This is a genomic window from Eubacterium sp. ER2 (assembly GCF_000765215.1).
Taxonomy (GTDB): Bacteria; Bacillota; Clostridia; order Lachnospirales; family Lachnospiraceae; genus Claveliimonas; species Claveliimonas intestinigallinarum.
This window is the reverse complement of sequence record NZ_JPJE01000013.1, coordinates 1-21,494: the sequence shown is the minus strand read 5'-3', so window position 1 is coordinate 21,494 and position 21,494 is coordinate 1. Positions and strand designations below refer to the sequence as shown.

At 53.0% G+C, this 21,494-nt stretch carries 22 protein-coding genes and 1 pseudogene; 3 read left to right on the top strand and 20 right to left on the bottom strand.

Translation table 11 applies throughout. From position 1 onward, the window contains the following. Window positions 1-9 precede the first annotated feature (9 nt). From ruvA to NI21_RS0105325, 3 genes are read right to left on the bottom strand one after another with little or no spacing between them, the layout of a single operon-like run. The gene (gene ruvA, locus NI21_RS0105335; RefSeq protein WP_033125219.1) at window positions 10-624 is read right to left on the bottom strand and encodes a Holliday junction branch migration protein RuvA; all 615 of its coding nucleotides are present in this window, start codon (window positions 622-624) and stop codon (window positions 10-12) included. 16 nt (window positions 625-640) lie between these two features. Continuing rightward, window positions 641-1,135, bottom strand: a complete 495-nt coding sequence (locus tag NI21_RS0105330; protein ID WP_033125218.1) for a Gx transporter family protein — start codon at window positions 1,133-1,135, stop codon at window positions 641-643. A 12-nt stretch (window positions 1,136-1,147) separates the two neighbouring features. Beyond that, window positions 1,148-1,519 carry a NusG domain II-containing protein gene (locus tag NI21_RS0105325; protein WP_033125217.1) on the bottom strand — a complete coding sequence of 124 codons (372 nt, stop codon included), beginning with the start codon at window positions 1,517-1,519 and terminating at the stop codon, window positions 1,148-1,150. A 241-nt stretch (window positions 1,520-1,760) separates the two neighbouring features. On the opposite strand from NI21_RS0105325, the gene NI21_RS16325 reads away from it, so the two are divergent. Continuing rightward, window positions 1,761-3,014, top strand: a complete 1,254-nt coding sequence (locus tag NI21_RS16325) for a transposase (protein ID WP_197052605.1) — start codon at window positions 1,761-1,763, stop codon at window positions 3,012-3,014. 272 nt (window positions 3,015-3,286) lie between these two features. Beyond that, entirely contained in the window at window positions 3,287-4,273 is a 987-nt protein-coding gene (locus NI21_RS0105310) for an FAD:protein FMN transferase (RefSeq protein WP_033125216.1), read from the top strand. 379 nt (window positions 4,274-4,652) lie between these two features. On the opposite strand, the gene NI21_RS16320 is transcribed toward NI21_RS0105310, so the two are convergent. From NI21_RS16320 to NI21_RS0105225, 17 genes and pseudogenes are all read right to left on the bottom strand, one after another. Next, window positions 4,653-5,279 (bottom strand): hypothetical protein, encoded by a 627-nt coding sequence (locus tag NI21_RS16320; RefSeq protein ID WP_081957984.1) that lies wholly within the window; start codon window positions 5,277-5,279, stop codon window positions 4,653-4,655. A 41-nt stretch (window positions 5,280-5,320) separates the two neighbouring features. Continuing rightward, window positions 5,321-5,731 (bottom strand): DUF2752 domain-containing protein, encoded by a 411-nt coding sequence (locus tag NI21_RS0105295; protein WP_191493258.1) that lies wholly within the window; start codon window positions 5,729-5,731, stop codon window positions 5,321-5,323. 51 nt (window positions 5,732-5,782) lie between these two features. Beyond that, window positions 5,783-6,574 (bottom strand): RnfABCDGE type electron transport complex subunit B, encoded by a 792-nt coding sequence (locus NI21_RS0105290; protein WP_033125213.1) that lies wholly within the window; start codon window positions 6,572-6,574, stop codon window positions 5,783-5,785. Between the two features lie 12 nt (window positions 6,575-6,586). Then, the gene (locus NI21_RS0105285) at window positions 6,587-7,162 is read right to left on the bottom strand and encodes an electron transport complex protein RnfA (protein ID WP_033125212.1); all 576 of its coding nucleotides are present in this window, start codon (window positions 7,160-7,162) and stop codon (window positions 6,587-6,589) included. 11 nt (window positions 7,163-7,173) lie between these two features. Then, window positions 7,174-7,890, bottom strand: coding sequence for an electron transport complex subunit RsxE (gene rsxE, locus NI21_RS0105280; protein ID WP_033125211.1), 717 nt, complete (start codon window positions 7,888-7,890; stop codon window positions 7,174-7,176). A gap of 12 nt (window positions 7,891-7,902) precedes the next feature. Beyond that, entirely contained in the window at window positions 7,903-8,487 is a 585-nt protein-coding gene (locus tag NI21_RS0105275; protein ID WP_033125210.1) for an RnfABCDGE type electron transport complex subunit G, read from the bottom strand. Further along, entirely contained in the window at window positions 8,487-9,440 is a 954-nt protein-coding gene (locus tag NI21_RS0105270) for an RnfABCDGE type electron transport complex subunit D (RefSeq protein WP_033125209.1), read from the bottom strand. The genes NI21_RS0105275 and NI21_RS0105270 overlap by 1 nt, the downstream gene beginning before the upstream one ends. Before the next feature lie 29 nt (window positions 9,441-9,469). Next, window positions 9,470-10,792, bottom strand: a complete 1,323-nt coding sequence (gene rsxC / locus NI21_RS0105265; RefSeq protein WP_033125208.1) for an electron transport complex subunit RsxC — start codon at window positions 10,790-10,792, stop codon at window positions 9,470-9,472. Between the two features lie 212 nt (window positions 10,793-11,004). Next, the gene (gene rpsA / locus NI21_RS0105260) at window positions 11,005-12,105 is read right to left on the bottom strand and encodes a 30S ribosomal protein S1 (RefSeq protein ID WP_033125207.1); all 1,101 of its coding nucleotides are present in this window, start codon (window positions 12,103-12,105) and stop codon (window positions 11,005-11,007) included. Next, window positions 12,086-12,351, bottom strand: a pseudogene (locus tag NI21_RS16315) (4-hydroxy-3-methylbut-2-enyl diphosphate reductase); the annotation flags it as partial. The pseudogene NI21_RS16315 and the gene rpsA, both read right to left, overlap by 20 nt. 17 nt (window positions 12,352-12,368) lie before the next feature. After that, window positions 12,369-13,025, bottom strand: coding sequence for a (d)CMP kinase (gene cmk, locus NI21_RS0105255; RefSeq protein ID WP_033125206.1), 657 nt, complete (start codon window positions 13,023-13,025; stop codon window positions 12,369-12,371). Between the two features lie 58 nt (window positions 13,026-13,083). Beyond that, window positions 13,084-13,527 (bottom strand): YcxB family protein, encoded by a 444-nt coding sequence (locus tag NI21_RS0105250; RefSeq protein WP_147581168.1) that lies wholly within the window; start codon window positions 13,525-13,527, stop codon window positions 13,084-13,086. Between the two features lie 37 nt (window positions 13,528-13,564). Continuing rightward, window positions 13,565-14,794, bottom strand: a complete 1,230-nt coding sequence (locus tag NI21_RS0105245; RefSeq protein WP_033125204.1) for an NAD(P)/FAD-dependent oxidoreductase — start codon at window positions 14,792-14,794, stop codon at window positions 13,565-13,567. Continuing rightward, window positions 14,787-15,725 carry a MurR/RpiR family transcriptional regulator gene (locus NI21_RS0105240; protein ID WP_033125203.1) on the bottom strand — a complete coding sequence of 313 codons (939 nt, stop codon included), beginning with the start codon at window positions 15,723-15,725 and terminating at the stop codon, window positions 14,787-14,789. Before NI21_RS0105240 ends, NI21_RS0105245 begins: the two co-directional genes overlap by 8 nt. Window positions 15,726-15,843: 118 nt before the next feature. Next, the gene (locus tag NI21_RS0105235) at window positions 15,844-16,929 is read right to left on the bottom strand and encodes a Xaa-Pro peptidase family protein (RefSeq protein ID WP_033125202.1); all 1,086 of its coding nucleotides are present in this window, start codon (window positions 16,927-16,929) and stop codon (window positions 15,844-15,846) included. Window positions 16,930-17,020: 91 nt separating this feature from the next. Continuing rightward, window positions 17,021-18,382 carry a peptide MFS transporter gene (locus tag NI21_RS0105230; RefSeq protein ID WP_033125201.1) on the bottom strand — a complete coding sequence of 454 codons (1,362 nt, stop codon included), beginning with the start codon at window positions 18,380-18,382 and terminating at the stop codon, window positions 17,021-17,023. A gap of 28 nt (window positions 18,383-18,410) precedes the next feature. Beyond that, entirely contained in the window at window positions 18,411-20,198 is a 1,788-nt protein-coding gene (locus NI21_RS0105225) for an aminopeptidase P family N-terminal domain-containing protein (RefSeq protein ID WP_033125200.1), read from the bottom strand. Between the two features lie 304 nt (window positions 20,199-20,502). On the opposite strand from NI21_RS0105225, the gene pepI reads away from it, so the two are divergent. Further along, the gene (gene pepI / locus NI21_RS0105220; protein ID WP_033125199.1) at window positions 20,503-21,396 is read left to right on the top strand and encodes a proline iminopeptidase; all 894 of its coding nucleotides are present in this window, start codon (window positions 20,503-20,505) and stop codon (window positions 21,394-21,396) included. Window positions 21,397-21,494: the final 98 nt, after the last annotated feature.

Sequence of the window (21,494 nt, the reverse complement as noted above, 5' to 3'; positions counted from 1 at the left end):
TACCTGCTTTTAGAACATCATTAATTTCAGCGCCCTCTTCAGCACGTCCTCCACCTGCATGTCCTCTGTGATCTCCACCTGGCGCACTGCCTTCAGGGCATCTGTATTTCCATAGCCCAGAGCCACAAGAGCCTGCACCGCGTCGTTCTGGATGGATCCGGACAGGACAGTGCCGGTTCCGGCCACGCTGTCTGCCTCCTGGGAATGGCCCAGAGCGTCCTCCAGCTTCAGCTTGTCTTTGAGCTCCAGGATCAGCTTCTCAGCGGTCTTCTTTCCGATGCCGGGCGCGGCTGAGATGGCCTTCACATCGCCGGAGAACACAGCAAAGCGCAGCTCATCCGGCGTGAGCTGCGATAGAATGTTCAGCCCTCCCTTGGGGCCGATGCCGCTGACCCCTATGACGAGCCGGAACACCTCCAGATCGTCTCTTGTGAGGAAACCGAACAGCTGCATGCTGTCCTCCTTCACGCTGAAATAGGTGTGGATCTTTACCTGGCTGCCGACAGAGGGAAGCCGGCCTATGGCGCTGCCGGACATGAAGATACCGTACCCGACGCCTCCGGCCTCCACCACGACCCTGTCCTCTTCCACAGCGGCAAGCTCGCCCCGTATATATGAAATCATATCATCTAACTCCTTTTCATTTCAATGTGATGCCTCTCAGCCTCATCAGCATGGCGTCAGCGGCGATGCCGATGAAAAGTCCTGTGAGCAGTCCGGCCACGAGAAGGACCGGAATATAGTAGGACACGCTGAAGGTCTGGACGACAAACATGGCCACTATGAGCTGCCCCACGTTGTGCATGACGCCGCCGCCGATGCTGACTCCAAGTATGCTGAAGCCGCCGTTCCTTTTCAGAAGGGCCATGACAGTCAGGCTGAGGAGCGCGCCGGCAAGACTGTAGAGGATGCTGAACAAGTTCCCGAAAATAAATCCAGCCAGGACAACTCTTGTTACAGACAAAAGATAAGCCTCTCTGAGGCTCATCTTGTAAAGTGCGATCACTATGATCAGATTGGCAAGTCCCAGCTTCACTCCGGGGATACCGATCTGAAATGGTATCAGGGACTCCACATAGCTGAAAATCAGTGCCAGCGCTGTGAAGACTCCGAAATAGGCAACTCTCGTCTTCAAGGGCAGCACCTCCTAATTCGTGACGGCATCGTATTCGCTCTCCTGCCTGGACTGGATCTCCACGATCACCTTATTTGGCAGACAGATGATGCTCTCGTTGTCCGCGGACACGGCCCTCTGATTCACACAGAGCTGGTCCGGACAATCCGCCTCGATCATCTTGGCCTTTCCGTTCCTGATCCGGAGAATGTTGGTCCCTCCGTTGACGGAGATCTCTCTGTCCTCGCTCAAGGGGTAGGTGCCTTCGATCTCGCCGTTCACGCGGATCACGGCCACACCGCTGCCCGCATCCTTCAGCACCTCGTGGAGAAGCCAGGCTCCCCCCGCCACGAGAAGGATCAGTACGACCAGTATGATATCTTTTATCTTCAGATGTTTTTTCATGATGACTGCTTTCGCTTTCTCTTAAATACTATATCTGCTATTCTACCATATCGTTTTGGGATGTGCAACCACATGTTCGGCTTGAGTTTCCGCAGAATTATCCCCTTAGATAAATCTACCGTATTTCGTTATCCACAACTTTCAAAAAATGGCCAAAATATAAGGAATCCTAATCCTTTTTGATGTAAAATTAAGCTACCAAACAAAAACCTTACTAAACAAAAAAGAAAGGGGATTCCTTATGGCTAATTCTACATCAATTACTTACCGTTTGAAAAGAAAAATTTTGACTTTTACAAATAAAATCTCCCGCAGACTTTCGAAACCAGACCGGAAGTTCACAGCAGATATGGTTTATGGCATTCTGGCATCCAGAAGCTGTCTGCTCACTGATATTTCCGACCAGCTTCATGAAACGGTACATAAGGTGAATACTGTAAAACGGCTTTCAAATCATCTTTCGGAAGGAACGCCGGCTTCTGCTACCGCTTCTTATCTCCACACCGTAAAGAGACTCGTTCCCTCTGAACCAGTGGTCCTCATTGATGAAAGTGATATCGTAAAACCAGATGGAAAACAGTTTGAAGCTCTTGGTATCGTTCGCGATGGTTCTGAAAGCACACAGACGAAAAGTGTTTATAAAAAAGGATACCATGTAACAGAGGCCTGTGTCCTGACTGCCAACAAGCATCCTGTCAGTGTTTTTTCCATGATCCATTCTTCTGTTGAGAAGGACTATAAATCTGTAAATACCATCACATTTGATGCGATCAAACAGGCATCTGCTCTTTTCGGAAAGGCCACCTTTGTTATGGACCGCGGTTATGATGACAATAAGATCTTTCTCATCCTCGACCATCTGAAGCAGGATTACGTGATCCGCCTGAAATCCAACCGGAAACTTCTTTATCACAACAAATGGACAAAGGCAACGGAACTGCAGAATCGGAGGAAAGGGAAAGTAAAAGCGGATGTTTTCTATAAGGGAAAAGAGCATACCGCATATCTTTCCCACGTAAAAGTTCAGATCACTGCCTCCCGGAAAAATATTTATCTGGTCCTGGTCTATGGGATCACGGAACATCCCATGATGCTGGCTACAAACAAAGAGATCCGTTCAAAGGATGATGTGATCCGCATTGCCAGAACTTATTTTTCCAGATGGCGGATCGAGGAATATTTCCGTTGTAAAAAGCAGACCTATCAGTTTGAAAATTTCCGTGTAAGGAAACTGGAAGCCATTAATGCGCTTAACTTTTATATTACTTTAGCCATGGCATTTTTAGCTCAGGAAGAATTAAGTCCTGAGACAAACGCCCTGAAAGTTTCAATCATACAGGAAGCAGACCCGATCAAGGAAAAAGTCAGTTTCTGCTATTACCGGCTGGCAAAAGGCATCTCCGGCATACTGTCACATGCCAAAGAGGGCATCCGGCTCTGGTACAGGACAAAGCGTCCGACATACCGTCAACTCTGCCTTAAGCTGACCGCCTGAATAGATAAAAGTATATGTCTCCCAAAGCCCGGTTCCGGCGGGGCTTATAAAAGTGCCTCTACTCTCGGTGCTGCCATTCTAAATCTCTCAAAAAATGGGCAGATTGGTACTTTGGGTAGACATAGCTATTTTTTTATTGCAGTTTGCGGAAACTCAAGCATGTTCGGATGCATGTTCGGGTATGGTAGCAGTTGCGGCCCCTGCCGTGGCTATGGTATAATGATTGCGCAAAAGCGCAATTTGGCGCGATTTTACAGACGAGGTGGAAAATTATGAAATTACGAAAGATACGGTTCCTGGCGGGAGCCGCCGTAGTCTCTGTCTTTTTGGCATCCGGCTGCGCGGCAGTCTCCTCCGGGCCTATGACATACACGGATACCCTTTTTGACAGCGTGATCTCCGTACAGATCTACGACTCAAGAGATCAGGATATTCTGGACGGATGCCAGAAGCTCTGTCAGAAATATGACGTCATGTTCTCCCGGACTAACGGGGAGAGCGAGGTCTCCATGATCAACAGCGCCCAGGGCAACCCGGTGGAGGTGTCCCCGGACACGGCCACCCTGATCAAAAAGGGACTCTACTACGGCAAGCTGTCGAACGGGGCCTTTGACATCACCATCGGCGCTGTGTCCAGTCTGTGGGATTTCAAGTCCGAGGATCCGGCCCCGCCGGACACGGCTGCCATCGCCGCGGCACTGACCCACGTGGACTACAAAAAGGTAGTGGTGGAGGGCAACACCGTCACCCTGCAGGATCCGGCTGCCGCTCTGGATCTGGGCGCCGTTGCCAAGGGATACATAGCCGACAGGCTGAAGGATTACCTGAAGGGGGAAGGTGTCCACCACGCCCTCATCAACCTGGGAGGAAATGTGCTGGCAGTAGGGGACAAGCCGGACGGCTCCCCCTTCCACATCGGCATACAGAAGCCCTTTGACGAGAGCGGTATCCCTCTCACCTCTGTCCGGATCGATGACAAATCCATCGTCACGTCGGGCACCTACCAGCGGTATTTTGAGAAGGACGGCACCCTGTATCACCATATTCTGGATCCGGCTTCCGGGTATCCCTGCAACAACGGCCTGGCCAGCGTGTCCATCATCACGGACTCCTCTCTCACCGCGGATGCACTGAGCACCACCTGCTTTTTGCTGGGGCCGGAGAAAGGGCTGTCCCTTGTCAATCAGCTTGATAATGTGGAGGCTGTGTTCGTGGACATAGACAACCAGATCACCTACTCAAACAATTTCCAGAAATAGAAAAGCCCCTCGTGCGGGGCAGTGAATACAGAAGCTCCCTGCGTGAGAGGCATTATCTTTTGCAGCGTCTCTCACACAGGGGGCTTCTCACATCTGCTGTTCGTCAAAATAGAACAGCCCCATACAAAATATATAGAAAAAGCAGGCAGACAATATCAGCAGTACAATACCGGCTATGAGAGAATGTTTTTGGTTCAGCTTCAGTCCCTCATAGGCGAATCCCAGGCCAGAAGTGCAAAACAGCAGCGATATGATGTCTGCTGGAGACTCTGTCTGGACTATCTTGAATATCATTGCCAAGTTTACTTGTCAATACTGCTTATGAAAAACGGCCAGCTCTGTGGGGACTGACCGTTTCCTGATTACATACTTTCAAAAATTAATATCCGTATGACGGATAGGCTGTAAAGAGAGCCGCTCCGAAGATGACCATCACGATGATGGAGAGTATAATGATCACCAGCTCAATGACGAGAGCCGCGCGGCAGTAGTTTCTCCTGTTGATGTTGCCGTTCTTCCCAAAGGCCCACACAAAGTAGAGGATGATGCCCGCGCAGGGGATCATCAGGGCCAGGATGGTGAGCACCCAGTCACCCATAGACATGGGGCTTGTGTCCATACCGCCGTACTGCTGCGGGTTGTAGCCGTTTCCGCCGTACTGCTGATTGTAGTTCTGATTATAGTTTGAGTTGTAGTTCTGGTTGTAATTCTGATTATAGCTCTGGCCGTTCTGGTTATAATTCTGGCTGTAATTGTAGTTTTGGTACTGATACTGGCTCTGATCTTGGTACTGGGTCTGCCCATTCTGATTATAGTACCCGCTCTGTCCCTGGCTGCCAGCGCCCTCCGTGCCGCCCGCACCGTTATAGTCTGTGCTGCTGTAGCCTGCATTTGGGTCTGTGTACTGCTGCTCCGGCTGGCTCTGAGAGCTTCCGGCGCCGTCTCCGCTCCCGGAGTATGTATTGTCCTGTCCGTTGTCCGGCTGATTGTTGTAGTTATTATCCATTTGTTCATCCTCCTTGAGAAATATAACAATCTGCGGTTATTTTACCATAATTGTCTGTAAATGACAATCTTTTGGAGGAGATTATCTGAATGATATAGGTAGGGCGCCCTGTCCGGGAAATACCTGTACATGGACACAGCGTAGAAGACAGCCATCCCGCAGATGAGGACAGCGCCTGCCCATTTGAGCCACACGGAGAGTCGCCTCCTGCGGCAGAAGTATCTCTGCACAGCGGCGGCAGCCAGCCACAGCAGAATCGGGTAGATAAAAGGCTGCAGCTCCCAGGCATCCGCAAAGCGGAGAGTGAGGACACTGATCCCCGCCCTGGTCAGGCCGCAGGCCGGACAGGGGAAACCTGTCAGACAGGCCACAGGACAGATGCTGCCGAACAGGACATAGAGAAACAGAAAACAGGCGATTATCGAAATAACCGCCCATTTTACATTCCTCATATCCGCCCAGAAAATTTTTATACTGGATCTGATATGTCTTATCATAAATTTTTACAGTATCACTTTCTTCGGACACTTCTCTGCGCACTTTCCGCAGTTTGTACACTTGGAAGGATCGATGTGGGCGATGTTGTCTGTCACCTTGACTGCGTCAAACTCGCAGACTCTCTCGCACATCTTACATCCGATACATCCGACGGAGCACACGGACATGACATCCTTGCCCTTGTCTCTGGAGCTGCACTGCACAAGATGCTTCTGCTCGTAGGGCACAAGCTCGATCAGATGGCGCGGGCAGACAGCCACGCACTTGCCGCAGGCCTTGCAGGCATCCTTGTCCACTACAGCCACGCCGTCCACAACGTGGATGGCGTCAAAGGGACATGCCTGCACGCAGGAGCCCTCTCCCAGACAGCCGAAGGTACAGGCCTTGGGGCCGCCGTTCTGCATCATGTTGATCATGACGCAGTCGTGTAATCCGTTGTAGTTGTATGTCTGCTTTGCCACCTCACAGGTGCCGGCGCATTTGACGAAGGCCACTTCACGAACCTGCTCTCCTGCCTCGACGCCCATGATCTCGCCTACCTTTGCTGCCACCGGAGCGCCGCCCACAGGGCAGGCGTTTACCGGAGCCTCTCCCTTGGAGATGGCCGCCGCCAGTCCGGAGCATCCCGGGTAACCGCAGCCGCCACAGTTGTTGCCCGGCAGCACGCCCAGGATCTGCTCTTCTTTCTCATCAACTTCTACTGCAAACTGCTTGTCCGCAAGTCCGAGGAAAATACCGATGAATAACCCAGTACCGCCTACAATGACTGCAGCCAAGATAATTCCTGTCATACTCATTTTCTTTTCCTCCTATATCAGTCCGGAGAACCCGAAGAATGCGATCGCCATCAGTGTGGATGTGAGAAGGACAATCGGCATCCCCTTAAAGGACTCCGGAATATCATTGTATTCCATTTTCTCTCTGATACCAGCCAGCAGAACGATGGCGATCAGATAGCCGACGCCAGTTGCGAAGCCGTTTACAACACCCTCCAGGATGTTGTAGCCATCCTGCACGTTGTTCAGGGCAACGCCCAGCACGGCGCAGTTGGTCGTGATCAGGGGCAGATAAACGCCCAGCGCATTGTAGAGGGAGGGGACGAACTTTTTAAGGAACATCTCCACGATCTGCACAAGCGCCGCGATGACCAGGATGAACACGATCGTGTTCAGATAGTCAAAGCCCAGCGGATGAAGGATGAACTGGTATAAAAGGCCTGCCACCAAGGAGGCCAGTGTGATAACAAAGATAACGGCTCCGCCCATGCCGACAGCTGTCTCCGTCTTCTTGGAGACACCGAGGAAGGAACAGATACCGAGGAACTGGCTGAGCACCACGTTGCTCACGAGCGCAGAGCCAACTGCAATTAAAATCAAATCTCCCATGGTTTTCCCTCCTATTCTTTATCTTTTCCGGCTGCTGAAGGACATCCGCCGCATGTAGCGCAGTCCGCGCCGCAGCCTGACTGGATCTTGGATGCGTCCTTGCCCTTCTTCTCCATGTTGATCTTCACTTTGTTCTGGAGAGCGGCAAGACCTGCAAGAACGAGGAACGCGCCCGGAGCAAGGATGAAGATGGTAATGGGTGTATAGCCCGCTTTTCCTGTAGCCGCGTCAGCCAGAGGAAGAATCTGGTATCCAAAGATCTGTCCGGCGCCCAGGATCTCACGGACGATACCGATGGCGATCAGGGCCACTGTAAATCCAAGTCCCATTCCCAGTCCGTCAAAGATAGAGGGAAGCACTTTATTCTTGGAGGCATAGCTCTCAGCGCGGCCCAGGATGATACAGTTTACAACGATCAGAGGAATATAAATTCCAAGTGAATCATAGAGGGCAGGCGTAAAGCCTTCCATCATAAAGTCAACAACTGTTACAAAGGATGCCACGACTACGATAAACGCAGGCATACGGACAGAGTCCGGTATGATCTTTCGCAGCATGGAGATCAGCATGTTGGACATGACAAGCACGAATGTCGTGGAAAGCCCCATGCCGATACCGTTTGTCGCTGAGGTTGTGACAGCAAGTGTGGGACACATGCCGAGCATCAGGACAAAGATAGGATTTTCATCAATAAGACCATTTTTCAGTCTCTCGCCACATTCATTCATCTCAACTACCTCCTAAAACTCATTCTGGAAGTAACCAAGTGCCGCGTTCACCGCACCTGTCACTGCCCTTGATGTAATGGTGGCGCCGCTGATGGCATCGATTGGCTCGCCTTCGCCGCCGTCTTTAGATACATAGAAATGGTCTGTCTGTACACCTACATACTGGCCGTAGAAGGACTCGTTCTGGGCGTTCATTCCAAGACCCGCGGTCTCGCTGATGGACAGGAAGGAAATACCGCTCACCGTGCCGTCCGCTGTGATGCCCACAACAACCTGAATGTCGCCGCCGTATCCCTCGCTGTCTGTGGCAGTGATAACATAGCCGGTGTCGCCGCCGTCCACTGTGCAGACCTCATCGATTGTGGCGTCAATGCCAAGATCAGCGATCACCTGATCCGCCACATCGGTGTCCACATCCGTCTCCTCAAAGGCAGTAAGGTCCGCGTCCGGGAACACAGCCTGCCAGGCCTCTCTCTTGGCATTCTCTTCAGACTGGGCAATGGGATCCTTTGTGACCTCATAGGCCAGTCCCAGAAGAAGTCCGGAAACCAATGTAATTACTGTAAGGATAATTGTATTTTTTATGATCTTGTTCATTATTTCTCTCCTCCTTTGCCAAACGGTTTTGGAAGAGTAACCTTCTCGATCAGCGGAACCAGAAGGTTACTGATGATGATGGCGTAGGAGACGCCCTCAGCAGACCCGCCGAAAATACGGAACAGGCCGGTCAGAACGCCGAGGCAGATGCCGTACAGGTACTGTCCCTTCTTCGTGATGGGGGAGGTGACGTAGTCTGTCGCCATGAACCAGGCGCCCAGCATAAGGCCACCGCCGCACAGGTGGGCTGTCAGGTAGGTGGGATCGAAAAATCCGATCTCCGGATGTGCCACATGGCCGAAAATTCCCACAAAGATCACGAAGGTTACAATGTATGTACCCGGGATGCGCAGATCGATGACTCCCATCAGAATCAGGAAGATCGCACCGATGACGATGGCGATCACGGATGTCTCACCGATGGTTCCCGGAATGGTTCCAATGAGCATGTCCATGGTGTTCACCTGATCCAGCGCCCCGCTCTTTACATAGGAAAGGGGAGTCGGACCTGTGATGCCGTCATAGACGAAGCTTGTCATGGGACCTGTGAAGGAAAGCAGAAGGAAACATCTGGCTCCCAGAGCAGGGTTCATGAAGTTCTGTCCCAGTCCTCCGAAAAGCTGCTTTACGATCAGGATTGCAAATACGCTTCCCAGGGCGCCCATCCACCAGGGGGCTGTGGGCGGCATATTCAATCCAAGGAGCATACCAGTGACAACCGCACTGAAGTCTCCCACTGTGACCTTTTTATGCATCAGTTTCTCATAGATAAATTCTGTAAGCACAGAAGCCGCCGTTGTGCTGACCATCATGATCAGGGCGGGCAGTCCAAAGTTGTACACTCCGAAGAAGGTTGCCGGGAGCAGCGCAATGACTACCATGAGCATGATATTGCCGGAGGTCACCTTGGAACGTATATGTGGTGAAGATGAAATATTAAATGAATTCTCCACGTTTGTTCACCTCTTCCTCTCTAAAATCTTTATTTCTTTTTCTTGCGGTTCGCAAGTGCGATCTTTCTCATAGAACCAATAGACTGCTTCAGCTGGCGCTTTGCAGGACATACATAGCTGCAGCATCCGCACTCCACGCACTCCAGCCCGTTCAGCTTTGTGAACTGCTCCTCATCGTGGTGCTCCGCGTAGTCTGCCAGTCTGGAGGGGATGAGCCTGCTTGGACAGGCGTCTACGCATCTTCCGCAGTTGATACATGCTGTTGGTTCAAATTCTGCCACCGCGTCTCTGGAAAGACAGAGAATGGAGGAAGAAGTCTTTGTGACAGGAGTGTCCAGTGTGAACATGGCAAATCCCATCATGGGGCCGCCTGAGATCACCTTCTTGGGCTCTCCCTTAAATCCGCCGGCTGCCTCCACAAGCTCCGCCTGGTTTGTGCCAAACAGGACCTTGAAGTTGCCCGGCTCGTTCACAGCGTCTCCGCTGACTGTCACAATGCGCTCCATGGAGGGAAGTCCCTTCACGACAGCCTGGTAAATATTGATCATGGTCTCCACGTTGTCCACAACGCAGCCCGCGTCGGCCGGGAGCATAGAGGAATTGATCGCCCTTCCCGTGGTGGCGTAGATGAGCTGGCGCTCAGCGCCCTGCGGATACTTTGTCTTCAGCGCCATCACTTCCATGCGGGGCTCGTCCTTCACAAGCTCCTTTAATTTGGCGATGCAGTCCGGCTTGTTGTCCTCCACCGCGAAAATACCTTTTGCGTTGTCAAACAGTGAAAGAACCACCTTCATGCCGCCCACGAGCAGCTCCGGTGTTTCCATCATTCTGCGGTAGTCCGCTGTTATGTATGGTTCACATTCCGCACAGTTCGCGATCACATAGTCGATCTTCTCCGGCTCCTTCGGTGAGAGCTTCACTCTTGTGGGGAAGCCTGCGCCTCCCATACCTACAACTCCGGCCTCACCGATGGCGTTTAGGATCTCTTCCTTGGTCATATCGGCCAGAGGCTTTACGGGAGCGTACTCAACCTCCTCGTACTCGCCGTCGTTCTCAACGACAATGCAGTTTACCTTGGCCCCTGTGGGGTTGAAATGGGGCTCGATCGCCTTGACTGTACCAGAGACAGAGGCGTAGATGGGGGCAGATACAAATCCGCCGGCCTCCGCGATCTTCTGCCCTTTTAATACATGATCGCCCACTACAACGATGGGAGAAGCCGGGGCGCCAATATGCTGAGAAAGCGGATAAACCAGGTTTCCCTTTGGCTTAACTTCGACAATAGCCTTGTCTTTTGCCAGGCTCTTGCCATCATCCGGGTGGATACCACCCTTAAATGTCAACAATGCCATCTCTTTTTTCCTTCCTTCCTACTATAATCTGTATATACTATACAAGAAAAAACCGGTTTCTTCTAGGTTTTCCGGCGTTTTTTTTGTATATTTCGAAGTACATCTTGTCGCATTTTTAACAATGCTTCACACGAAAAGAAAGAGACTATAACATAGTCTCCATCTTTTAATTCGCTATATAATTTCAAAAGAAATGATATGTCCGGATATATCTATTCCTCTTCAGCCTCTGCCTCAGCCGGAGCCTCCTCAGCCTGCTGTGCGTTCTCGAGAGCCTTCATGCTCAGGCTGATCTTCTTCTCCTCCTCGTTGAGGTCCACGATCTTGGCTGTGATCTCCTGTCCCACTGTCAGGACATCAGACGGCTTGTCGACATGCGCTCTGGAAATCTGTGACACGTGAAGCAGCGCGTCCACACCCGGAGCCAGCTCCACAAAAGCGCCAAAGTCTGTCATGCGGGCAACCCTGCCTGTAATGATCTTTCCTACAGCGTAGTCCTCTGCCGCGTTGGCCCAGGGATTTGTCTCCGGGAACTTCAGGCTGAGGGCAATCTTTGTGTCGTGGATATCCTTTACGAGAACAGTCACCTTCTCGCCAACCTGGAATACCTTCTTCGGGTTCTCCACTCTGCCCCAGGACATCTCGGAGATGTGGAGAAGTCCGTCCACACCGCCCAGATCGATAAAGGCGCCGAAATCTGTCACATTTTTCACAGTACCTTCGATCCTGTCGCCGACCTGTAGCTTCTCGAAAAGTTCCTTCTGCTTCTCTGCCTTTCTGGCAACAAGGAGCTGTCTTCTGTCGCCGATAATGCGGTTTCTTCTCGGATTGAACTCGCTGATGACGAACTCAATCTCCTGATCCTGATATTTGCTCAGGTCTTTCTCATAGGTGTCGGAAACCAGGCTTGCAGGGATAAATACTCTGGCTTCGTCGATCACAACGGAAAGTCCGCCTCCCAGGATCTGAGTAACAGGAGCCTTCAGCACTTCCTTGTTCTCAAATGCCTCTCTGAGACGCTCGTTTCCCTTCTCGGCCGCAAGCCGTTTATAAGTGAGCAGCACCTGACCTTCTCCGTCATTTACTTTTAACACCTTTGCTGTCATGGTATCGCCAGGGGACACAATGGTAGTCAGATCCACGTTCGGCTCGTTTGTGTACTCGCTTCTCGTAATGATGCCATCTGCCTTGTAACCTATATTTAAAATGATCTCATCAGGCTTTACGTCGATGACTGTACCATCTACCACTTCCCCGTTCCGTATTGTCTTAAAAGACTCTTCCAACATCTGTTCAAAAGTTAATTCTGACATTATTTTGAACCTCCTCAATTATTTTATTGGGCGTGGATGCCCCTGCTGTAATACCTACTGTTTCCACGGACCTTAATTGATTCATATCAAAATCGTCAAGTGTCTGTATGTAGTACGTATTGTTACATGCATGATCTGCGCGCTGTCTGCAGTGCGGCAAATCGTATCTAAAACATTTATATCATACCCCTTTTTCGAGATAATTTCAACTAAATCTTTGATTTTATTGTAATTATATGTCGTTTCAAAGTCCCGGCGGGGCTCTAGCGGCAGAGAGCCAGGATGGCGTCCGCCACCTGCCTGATGGTCATGTCCGAGCTGTCCACCAGCACCGCGTCCTCAGCCTGGCGCAGAGGAGAGATCTCCCGGTTCATATCCCGGCTGTCCCGCTCGATGATGTCCTGCTCGATCTGCTCCAGATCGCAGGGGACTCCCCTGGCGGTCAGCTCGTCATATCTTCTCTTCGCCCGGGTCCGGCTGCTGGCTGTCAGGTAGACTTTCACATCCGCGTCCGGCAGGACGCAGGTGCCGATGTCCCGGCCGTCCATGACCACGTTCTGCCTGCGGGCCAGATCCCGCTGCAGGGAGAGAAGCTTCTCTCTCACCTCCGGGATGGCAGAGCTTTTTGAAGCCATATTGCCCACTTCCTCCCGGCGCAGCTGGGAGGTGATATTTTCGCCGTTCAGATAGACCTGCTGCTGTCCCTCCTCATAGCCGATGGAAACCTGGGCGTCCCGGCAGGCCTCCTTGATCTTCTCCGTGTCCTCCGGCTGTATGCCCTTCTTCAGGAAGTGGACCGCCAGCCCCCTGTACATGGCTCCTGTATCCACGTAGATAAATCCCTTCTCTTTGGCCACAAGCCGGGCGATGGTGCTCTTTCCCGCCCCCGCCGGACCGTCGATCGCTATACTGTAACCCATATCTTTGCTCCTTGTCCTGTATATTTTTTCGCCGCATGTTGGCTGTCCGCTTCCGCTTTTAGAGATGTCTGATACTGCCGCCTGCCTTTGTGCATTTTTTCAGGAGAAATTCCTTCAGATCCGCAAGGCTCTTCCCCTTTACGCTCCCTTTTTTCAGAGCGATAAAGCCCTCCTTCTTCCACTTTTTGTCCGCCACCAGCGCAAGAGTGGTATCGGTCTCGCAGATGCACTCGATCTCCCCGTAGGAGAATTCCTGGGTGACATCCCCTGTCACGCAGGTGAAGCTGTCCTCGTAGAAGCTGACCTTCACAAGGCGCTCCTTCCGGCTGATCTTCTTCAGCTCTGCCCACCGCTTCTTGGCGCCCTCGTAAGCCCTTGTCTTGATGTCCTGGATCTTGAAGGGCCCCCAGGCCTTTGAGTTCCTGTATTTGTAGAGGGCTGTGTACATCTCGTTTACGATCTTAAAAGACTCGCTGTATTCCATATAATATACTGGTTCCATAATATCATTCCTTTTCCTGTAAAAATTCTTTTTCCTGCTAGGGAATGCTGCTCCCCGCCAGATAGGCGGTGGACCAGGCGATCTGGAGGTTAAAGCCTCCCGTCACCGCGTCCAGATCCAGAACTTCACCGGCAAAATAGAGTCCCTTTATCTTTTTCGACTCCATAGTGGCCGGGTCTATCTCCCGCACCGAGACGCCGCCCTTTGTGATGATGGCCTCGCTCCAGCTCCGCAGGGACACGGCCGTCACGGTCAGATCCTTCAGAAGGCTGACCAGCCCTCTTCTCTCCTCCCTGGAGATGTCGTGGATCTTCTTTTCCGGGGAAATGCCTGACAGCCCCACCACCACGGGGATCAGCTTGGCGGGGAGAAGCTTTCCGAGAGAATTTTTGAACTGCCTGTTCTTCTGCTCTCCGAAATCCCGCAGGATCCTCTGATCCAGCTGCTCCGGGGTCAGAGCCGGCTTCAGATCGATGTGGAAGGAGAGCGGCCCCTTCTCAAGCCGCGGCCCTACCTCGCTGGTAGCGCTAAGTACCACCGGGCCGCTGAGACCGAAATGGGTGAACAGCATTTCCCCGAAATCCCGGTACAGCTCCTTCTTCCCGTCCTTTACCGTCAGCTCTATGTTTCTCAGGGACAGGCCCATCAGGTCTCCCACCCACTTTTCTTTCGCCTCCACCGGCACGAGGGAGGGAACAAGATCCGTGACGCTGTGGCCTGCCTCCCGGGCAAACCGGTAGCCGTCCCCGGTGGAGCCGGTCAGGGGATAGGAAAAGCCTCCGGTGGCGACGATGCAGGCGTCTCCTGTCTCCCGGGTGCCGTCCCCCAGGAGAAGGCCGGCTATCCTTCCCTCCTCTGTCAGAAGCTCCCTCACCTCTGTCCCCAGGTGGAGCCTGACTCCCCATTTGCTCATCTGCCGCTCCAGAGTGCGGATCACATCTGAGGAGTGGTCAGAGGCGGGGAAGACACGACCCCCTCGCTCCGTCTTTACAGGCATACCATTGTCCTGGAAAAAGCGGATCACATCCTGGTTTGTGTGGGTGTAAAAGCTGCTGTAGAGAAATTTCCGATTGCTTTTGACCGCCTGGAGCAGTTCCTCTGTGTCGCAGTCGTTTGTCAGGTTGCAGCGCCCTTTTCCCGTGATAAAAAGCTTTCTGCCGGCTTTGTCATTTTTCTCAAAGACGTGGACCTGATGTCCCGCCCGGGCAGCTGTCACAGCCGCGTACATGCCGGCGGCGCCGGCGCCGATAATCAGAACCTTACTCATCTGCCTCCCCTTTGCCTTCCTTTCTTCCGGGCGTGGAGAGCTCCACCTTGTCGCTCACCTTGTCCAGTTCGTCCCCGCTGTAGACCTGGTACTCGTCCCAGATCTCCTCCAGCATCTCCAGGGTGGAGACCACCTCTTTTTGCTTCTTCATGCACAGGGCTACCACCAGGGCGTTGACAACGCTTAAGGGGGCTACCAGGGAGTCCACGATGGAGGCCATGTCGCTCCTGGCGATCAGGTTGCAGGAGGAGTAGAGGTTCATGGGGGAGTGGATGCTGTCTGTCAGGGTGATGACCTTCGCCTTCCTGTTGCTGGCGAATTCCAGCGCCTTCAGGGTGCGCATGGAGTACCGCGGGAAACTGATGCCGATGATCACATCCTCCTCGCCGATGCGCAGGAGCTGCTCGAAGATCTCGCTGGAGCTGTTGGTGCTCACAGGGGTCACATCCTCGCAGAGCAGATTGAGGTAAAAGCTCAGGAAGCTGGCCAGGGGCGCGCAGCTCCTGATTCCCACCACATACACCTTCCTGGCCTTCAGGATAGTCTCCACCGCCAGCTCGAAGGCCTCATGGTCAATGTTCTCCATGGTGAGCTTGATCTTCTCAATGTCCGACTGAAGGACAGATTCCAGGATCTCCCCCTGGGTGATACGCCCGTAAGTCACCTCCATGCGCTGGATGGAATTCAGCCGGGTGCGCACCATCTCCTCCAGCGCCTTCTGGAAGGCCGGGTAGCCGGAATAGCCCAAAGCGGTGGCAAAGCGGACCACTGTGGACTCGCTGACCCCCACCACCTCGCCCATCTTCGCCGCTGTGAGGAATGCGGCCTTGTCATAGTCTCTGCGGATGTAGTCAGCCAGCTTTTTCTGCCCCTTGCTGAACCTCGCGTATCCGTCATCAATTTTCTGCAGTAATTCGTTGTTTGTTCCCATTTTACAGGTCCCTTTTCTTTATAGTCACAAGAGGACAAAGAACCCCCGGTTCCTGCCCTCTGTGTGTATTCACTGTACTATTATAAATCCTGTCGCTTCCGTCCGCAAGTAGAAATCCTTACTCCTCCGGTACGACGATCAGATCCTTTGTAAAGCTGTTGAGCACCTCGCAGCCGTCCTCTGTGATCAGGACAAGGTCCTCGATGCGCACACCGATGCCCTCCTCCGGCAGATAGATGCCCGGCTCAACGGAAAAGCACTGGCCCGGCTTGATGATATCTGTGTTCACAGATGACACGTCGCCGAACTCGTGGTCCTCCAGACCGATGGAGTGTCCGGTGCGGTGCGTAAAATACTGTCCGTAGCCCTTCTCCTCGATGTAATTTCTCGCGGCAAGGTCCACGTCGCACATCCGGTTGCCCGGCTTTGCAGCCGCGATGCCCCGCAGGTTGGCCTCCAGGACGATGTTGTAGATCTCTCTTGCCCGGTCTGACACCTCTCCGATGAAGACGGTTCTTGTCATGTCGGAAGCGTAGTTGTCCTTGAAACCGCCGATGTCGATGACTACGCAGTCACCCCGTTTGCCCTTTGTATCGTCTGTGGCGTGGTGGGGATCTGCCCCGTTCTTCCCGTAGGCAGTGATGGGATCAAAGGACACGCCCTCACATCCGGCTTCCTTGTAGATCTCCCGCACCTTGTGGTCCAGCTCCATCTCTGTCATTCCCTTTGCCACAAGGGGGATGACCTTCTCCATAACGCCGTCGTTGATCCGGGAGGAGATCCGCATCAGCTCCTGCTCCTCCTCATCCTTGATCATGCGGACCTGGTCAACGATCCAGGAAGCATTGACAAAGCTGCTTCCGCCGCCCAGCTCCTGAAGGCGGAGAAGAAATCTGGCGGGCCAGTTCTTGTCCACGCCCATGACAGCGTCCTTGTCCACGTAGCGGCTCAGGATCTCCACGGCGTCCTCCACGTCATCGTACCACACAAGCTCAACGCCCAGATCCTTCTCCTGGGGGAACAGCTTGTTGATGACCAGCTTGTGGTTCCCCTTTACATTCAGGTACAGAGCCAGCATCCTCTCGCCCGGATGGATCCACTTTCCTGTCAGGTAGAAGATCGCTACCGGATCAGAGATGATCATCTGGGGAATCTTGTTTTCTTCCATTGCCTTTAAAATTTTCTGAGTTCTTCCCTCGTTCATGATATGCACACCTCTCTATATATTTTACACATGCCGGGGAAGCTCCCCGGCAAAATGTCCGCCAAAAACAGTCGGTCTCTTACTTATGATATTACTCCTGCTCCAGCTTGTCCAGCTTGCCGCTGCATGCCCACAGGATCACTCCCAGAACAATGACAACCGCTGCCAGGACGCCGTATCCCATCTGGAAGGGAACGGTCTTCAGGAAGTCGTAGAGCGGCGGATAGATCATCTGTGCAAAGAACACGGCGATGGGCCAGAAGCCAAGAAGAATTCCCATGGCCTTGGCCGGCGCGATCTTTGTGATGAAGGAGTTCCCCAGAGGTGAGAAGATCATCTCGCCCACAGACATGAGAACAGCCACCATGGCGATCCAGACAAGTGAGCACTGGCCGTCTCCTCTGATGATGTCCGCCAGTACCATGACAACAAAGGCAACACCCACAAGGATCATGCCCAGAGCTGTCTTCTTGAACATGCTCATATCGCCCTTCGGACGCTTGGCCATCTTGTCCCACACCACAGCGAACACCGGTCCCAGAATGATGCAGGTGATGGCGTTCATGGAGTCAAACCAGGATGTGGGCACCTGGAAGGAGCCGATCATCCAGTTGGCGTGGTTCAGATAGGAAGCGCCGTCGCCCCATCCAAAGTAGAAATAGGCCGGATAGTAGGCAAGATACCACACCATCCAGAACACAACAGAGAACAGGGTCACAAGGATAACCGCAATGATGCGTTTCCAGTCGCTCTTTGTCAGGGGAGCGCTCTCTGCCTTTTCCGCCTTCGCCTTGTCCACGAACTCTCTCTGATCATGCTTGAAGGGCTTCTTTCCCGCCTCTCCCAGCGCTCTCTGGTTTGCGATGAACCAGATGGCATCGATGAAGAGGAAGATGCCGCAGATCAGGAATACGGTGTTAAAGGGCAGCTTCAGGCCAAAGAGTCCTGAGATGGGAAGCATGGCGATAAAGGTTGTTCCGATAAAGCTTCCGATGTTTACAAAGGAGTACTGGATGGAGAATGCATTGTTCAGCTCCTCCTGGTCGTGGAATAAAAGTCCGTTGATACCGGACAGGTTTCCCTTGAAAAGACCTGTACCGATGGCAACCAGTATGATCATGACCCACACCATAGTGAGGGAGTCAGCCTGCCATGCGCACACATAGCCAAGGCCCATCAGGATCATACCTGCCGGCACGCAGATGCGGGGGCTCAGCCAGTAGTCGGCGATCCATCCGCCCACGATGGGTGTGATGTAGGTTCCGGCCACGAACACGGCGGAGATAAATGTTCCCTCGGAGTCGGTAAGCCCGAGTCCGCCCTGCATTGCCTCTGTGGCGATCCAGATCGCCAGAAGATATTTCATGGTGTAAAATGCCAGACGCTCAAAGGTAAAGCCGAGCGCGCAGACATAGAAACCAAAGGGTTTTTTTCTTTTTGCTGTCTGTTCCATTTTGAAGTTTCCTCTCTACTATTATTTCCTACACGGCTCTTGTGTACTTCTGAAGCCATGCCCGCTCCTCCTCGTCGAGGAAGGGGGAAACCTTCTCGTACACTGCGCTGTGGTAGGTGTTCAGAAGATGTCTCTCCTCTTCTGTCATCATATCCGGCAGGATGGCATCCAGGTCCATCGGGACGAATGTGATGGTCTCAAAATACATGAACTGCCCGTACTCGTTCCGGGTTCCCTTTCGTGTCAGCAGCTCATTTTCCAGTCGGATCCCATATTCTCCCTCCAGGTAGATGCCAGGCTCGTCTGTGATCACCATGCCATCCTCGAAGGGCTGGATCTCTCCTGCCCGGAACTGCCAGCGGAAGCCTGTCGGCGGTTCGTGTATGTTCAGAAGATAGCCGACCCCGTGGCCCGTCCCGTGGTTAAAGTTCAGGTTCCTGTCCCAGAATGGCTTTCTGGCAAGCATGTCCAGTGTCATCCCGGTAGTGCCGTATAAAAATTTTGCCGATGCAAGCTGAAGGTTGCTGATGGCTGTCAGCGTAAAGTGCTCCTTCATCTTATCTGTCACGTCGCCCAGTGCGTAGGTTCTCGTGATATCGGTAGATCCCTCATAAAAGCCCGCGCCTGTGTCTGTCAGAAGAAAGCTTCCGCCCTCCAGGCGCACGTCTGTCTCCGGCGAGGATGTGTAGTGCACGATGGCCCCGTGCTCGCCAAAGGATACGATGGGTTCAAAACTGGGCCGGATAAAATTCCCCTGCTGTGCCCGCAGTTCATCCAGCTTCTGTGAAGCGCTCAGCTCTGTGATCACCTCTTTGTCGTAGTTCTCCTTGACCCATTTCATAAATTTGACATGGGCAACGCTGTCCTTGAGCTGCGCCTTGCGGATATTGGCAATCTCTGTGGGATTTTTGACTGCCTTGAAAAGGATCTCCGGGTTGCGCATCTCCACTTTTCCCGTCTTGCGGGGAATGTTTTTCCAGAGCGCGTAGTTCAGCCTTGCCGGGTCGATGAGGACAGTTCCGCCTTCATCCAGCTTCTTCACATCCTCATAGATGTCATTGTAGGGGTGGAAGACAACGCCGTCCTTCTCCAGCTTCTCCCTCAGCTCATCAGAGAATTTGGACTCATCCACATAGAGATCCATCCGGTCCATCCTGATGACTGCGTAGGACAGCACCAGCGGGAAAAATTCGATGTCGTTTCCGCGGATGTTCAGCGTCCAGCATATATCGTCCAGCGTGGTCAGTATATGGCAGTCCGCTCCCGCCTCCTCCATGGATCTGCGGATCCTCTCAAGCTTTGAGCCGCGGTCCTCGCCTGCGTACTGAAGCGCAAGCTCCCACACCGGCTCCTCTGACAGGGCCGGACGGTCTTTCCAGATGTCCGCCGCCAGATCCCTTTCGCAGGAGACAGAGCCCTGCTTGCTCGCGGCAATCTGCTCGTAGAGCTTGCCGTCGCCCAGGGAAACACACCTTCCGTCAAAGGCAATGACGCCCCCCTCGGGAAGACTGGCGCTTAAGAAATGCTCTATGTCAGGCACTCCGGGCTCGCCCATCTTCATGAGTCTGACCGGCGTCCCCTCCAGCTCCTTTGCAGCCTGGATAAAATATCTGCCGTCCGTCCAGAGGTAAGCTTCGTCCGCTGTAAAGACGGCCGTGCCCGCTGATCCGGTAAAGCCAGTGAGAAATTCTCTCATCTTGAAATACTCTCCCACATACTCGCTCTGATGAAAATCAGCCGTGGGCACGATGTAGATATCCACCTTGTTCTGCCGCATGATCTCATGCAGCTTCTGCACTCTCTCGGTTATATCCATGACTTTTTTCGCCTCCATTATTGTGGTTTTGTATAAATGCACTGTCTGTCCGCGCAGGGCAGCCGGCACAAGCACACCAGGCGCAGACCATATTATTTTACAATATAAAGCCAGGTTTGTAAACTCAAAAATTGCGGCTTGAAAATATTGGCTTTATCGGGAAGTACATGCCCATATCCATGCCTTGTCAAATAAAATCCCCTTATGATATACTGGTCAGAAGCAGCGGGTTTTATGTAAGAAGCCTGCCCTTCAATGAGATAAGATAAAGAAAATTCAGAAAAAAATTCAGGAGGTAAACTATATGAAGATCACAGAAGGATACATGCCCTATCTGGGCCATCAGACCTACTACCGGATCGCCGGCGAGTGCAGGGACGGCAAGAAGCCTCTGCTCCTTCTCCACGGCGGACCGGGCTCCACACACAATTACTTTGAGGTGCTGGACGCTCTGGCGGATACAGGCAGGGCCGTCATCTCCTACGACCAGCTTGGCTGCGGGAACTCCTATGTGGACGGGCACCCGGAGCTGTGGTGCCAGAAGACATGGGACAACGAGCTGATGGAACTGCGCAGGCATCTGGGGCTTGACCAGGTGCACCTGCTGGGACAGTCCTGGGGCGGCATGCTGGCCATTGAGTATCTCTGCGACTACCAGCCGGAGGGCGTCGCCTCTGTCATTCTCTCCAGCACCCTTTCCTCCGCCAGTCTGTGGGCAAAGGAGCAGCACCGGATGATCCGTTTCCTCTCCCAGGAGGACCAGGAGGCCATCGCCGAGGCGGAGCGGACCGGAAACTTTGACACGCCGGAGTACCTGGCCGCCAACAGCCGCTTCATGGAGCGCCACTGCGACTCTCCCTCCGCTGACACGCCGGAGTGTGTGACCCGTCCCAAGAGATCCGGGAAGGAGGCCTACCTCTACGGCTGGGGTCCCAACGAGTACAACCCCACAGGATCCCTGGGAAGCTGGGAGTACACGGACAAGCTGGAGAGGATCAAATGCCCGGCCCTCATCATCAGCGGCACGAACGACCTGTGCACACCCCTCATCGCCAAGACCATGTACGACCGCATCCCGAACGCAAGATGGGAGCTCTTCGACGGGTGCCGTCACATGTGCTTTGTGGAGGACAATGAAAAATATATCCGCCTTCTCACTGAATGGCTGGATCAGACAGAAAAAAACGGCTGCGTGTAGGCAGCCGTTTCAGACTGTAGACAAAGGTGGTGCTGGAGCCCTAGCTCCAGCACCACTCTTTTTGCCAAAATGCCAACTCCCATATTTTCTTATAAAGG

What these genes read in the sequence shown, in the direction of transcription:
- NI21_RS0105285 (WP_033125212.1), bottom strand. Translation starts at nt 7,162, where the DNA reads ATGGGAGATTTGATTTTAATTGCAGTTGGCTCTGCGCTCGTGAGCAAC.
- NI21_RS0105240 (WP_033125203.1), bottom strand. Translation starts at nt 15,725, where the DNA reads ATGGGAACAAACAACGAATTACTGCAGAAAATTGATGACGGATACGCG.
- rsxC (WP_033125208.1), bottom strand. Translation starts at nt 10,792, where the DNA reads ATGGCATTGTTGACATTTAAGGGTGGTATCCACCCGGATGATGGCAAG.
- NI21_RS0105290 (WP_033125213.1), bottom strand. Translation starts at nt 6,574, where the DNA reads ATGAGTATGACAGGAATTATCTTGGCTGCAGTCATTGTAGGCGGTACT.
- NI21_RS0105250 (WP_147581168.1), bottom strand. Translation starts at nt 13,527, where the DNA reads ATGGAACCAGTATATTATATGGAATACAGCGAGTCTTTTAAGATCGTA.
- rsxE (WP_033125211.1), bottom strand. Translation starts at nt 7,890, where the DNA reads ATGAATGAATGTGGCGAGAGACTGAAAAATGGTCTTATTGATGAAAAT.
- ruvA (WP_033125219.1), bottom strand. Translation starts at nt 624, where the DNA reads ATGATTTCATATATACGGGGCGAGCTTGCCGCTGTGGAAGAGGACAGG.
- NI21_RS0105225 (WP_033125200.1), bottom strand. Translation starts at nt 20,198, where the DNA reads ATGGATATAACCGAGAGAGTGCAGAAGCTGCATGAGATCATGCGGCAG.
- NI21_RS0105245 (WP_033125204.1), bottom strand. Translation starts at nt 14,794, where the DNA reads ATGAGTAAGGTTCTGATTATCGGCGCCGGCGCCGCCGGCATGTACGCG.
- NI21_RS0105230 (WP_033125201.1), bottom strand. Translation starts at nt 18,382, where the DNA reads ATGGAACAGACAGCAAAAAGAAAAAAACCCTTTGGTTTCTATGTCTGC.
- NI21_RS16325 (WP_197052605.1), top strand. Translation starts at nt 1,761, where the DNA reads ATGGCTAATTCTACATCAATTACTTACCGTTTGAAAAGAAAAATTTTG.
- rpsA (WP_033125207.1), bottom strand. Translation starts at nt 12,105, where the DNA reads ATGTCAGAATTAACTTTTGAACAGATGTTGGAAGAGTCTTTTAAGACA.
- NI21_RS0105325 (WP_033125217.1), bottom strand. Translation starts at nt 1,519, where the DNA reads ATGAAAAAACATCTGAAGATAAAAGATATCATACTGGTCGTACTGATC.
- NI21_RS16320 (WP_081957984.1), bottom strand. Translation starts at nt 5,279, where the DNA reads ATGGATAATAACTACAACAATCAGCCGGACAACGGACAGGACAATACA.
- NI21_RS0105310 (WP_033125216.1), top strand. Translation starts at nt 3,287, where the DNA reads ATGAAATTACGAAAGATACGGTTCCTGGCGGGAGCCGCCGTAGTCTCT.
- NI21_RS0105235 (WP_033125202.1), bottom strand. Translation starts at nt 16,929, where the DNA reads ATGAACGAGGGAAGAACTCAGAAAATTTTAAAGGCAATGGAAGAAAAC.
- pepI (WP_033125199.1), top strand. Translation starts at nt 20,503, where the DNA reads ATGAAGATCACAGAAGGATACATGCCCTATCTGGGCCATCAGACCTAC.
- cmk (WP_033125206.1), bottom strand. Translation starts at nt 13,025, where the DNA reads ATGGGTTACAGTATAGCGATCGACGGTCCGGCGGGGGCGGGAAAGAGC.
- NI21_RS0105275 (WP_033125210.1), bottom strand. Translation starts at nt 8,487, where the DNA reads ATGAACAAGATCATAAAAAATACAATTATCCTTACAGTAATTACATTG.
- NI21_RS0105295 (WP_191493258.1), bottom strand. Translation starts at nt 5,731, where the DNA reads ATGAGGAATGTAAAATGGGCGGTTATTTCGATAATCGCCTGTTTTCTG.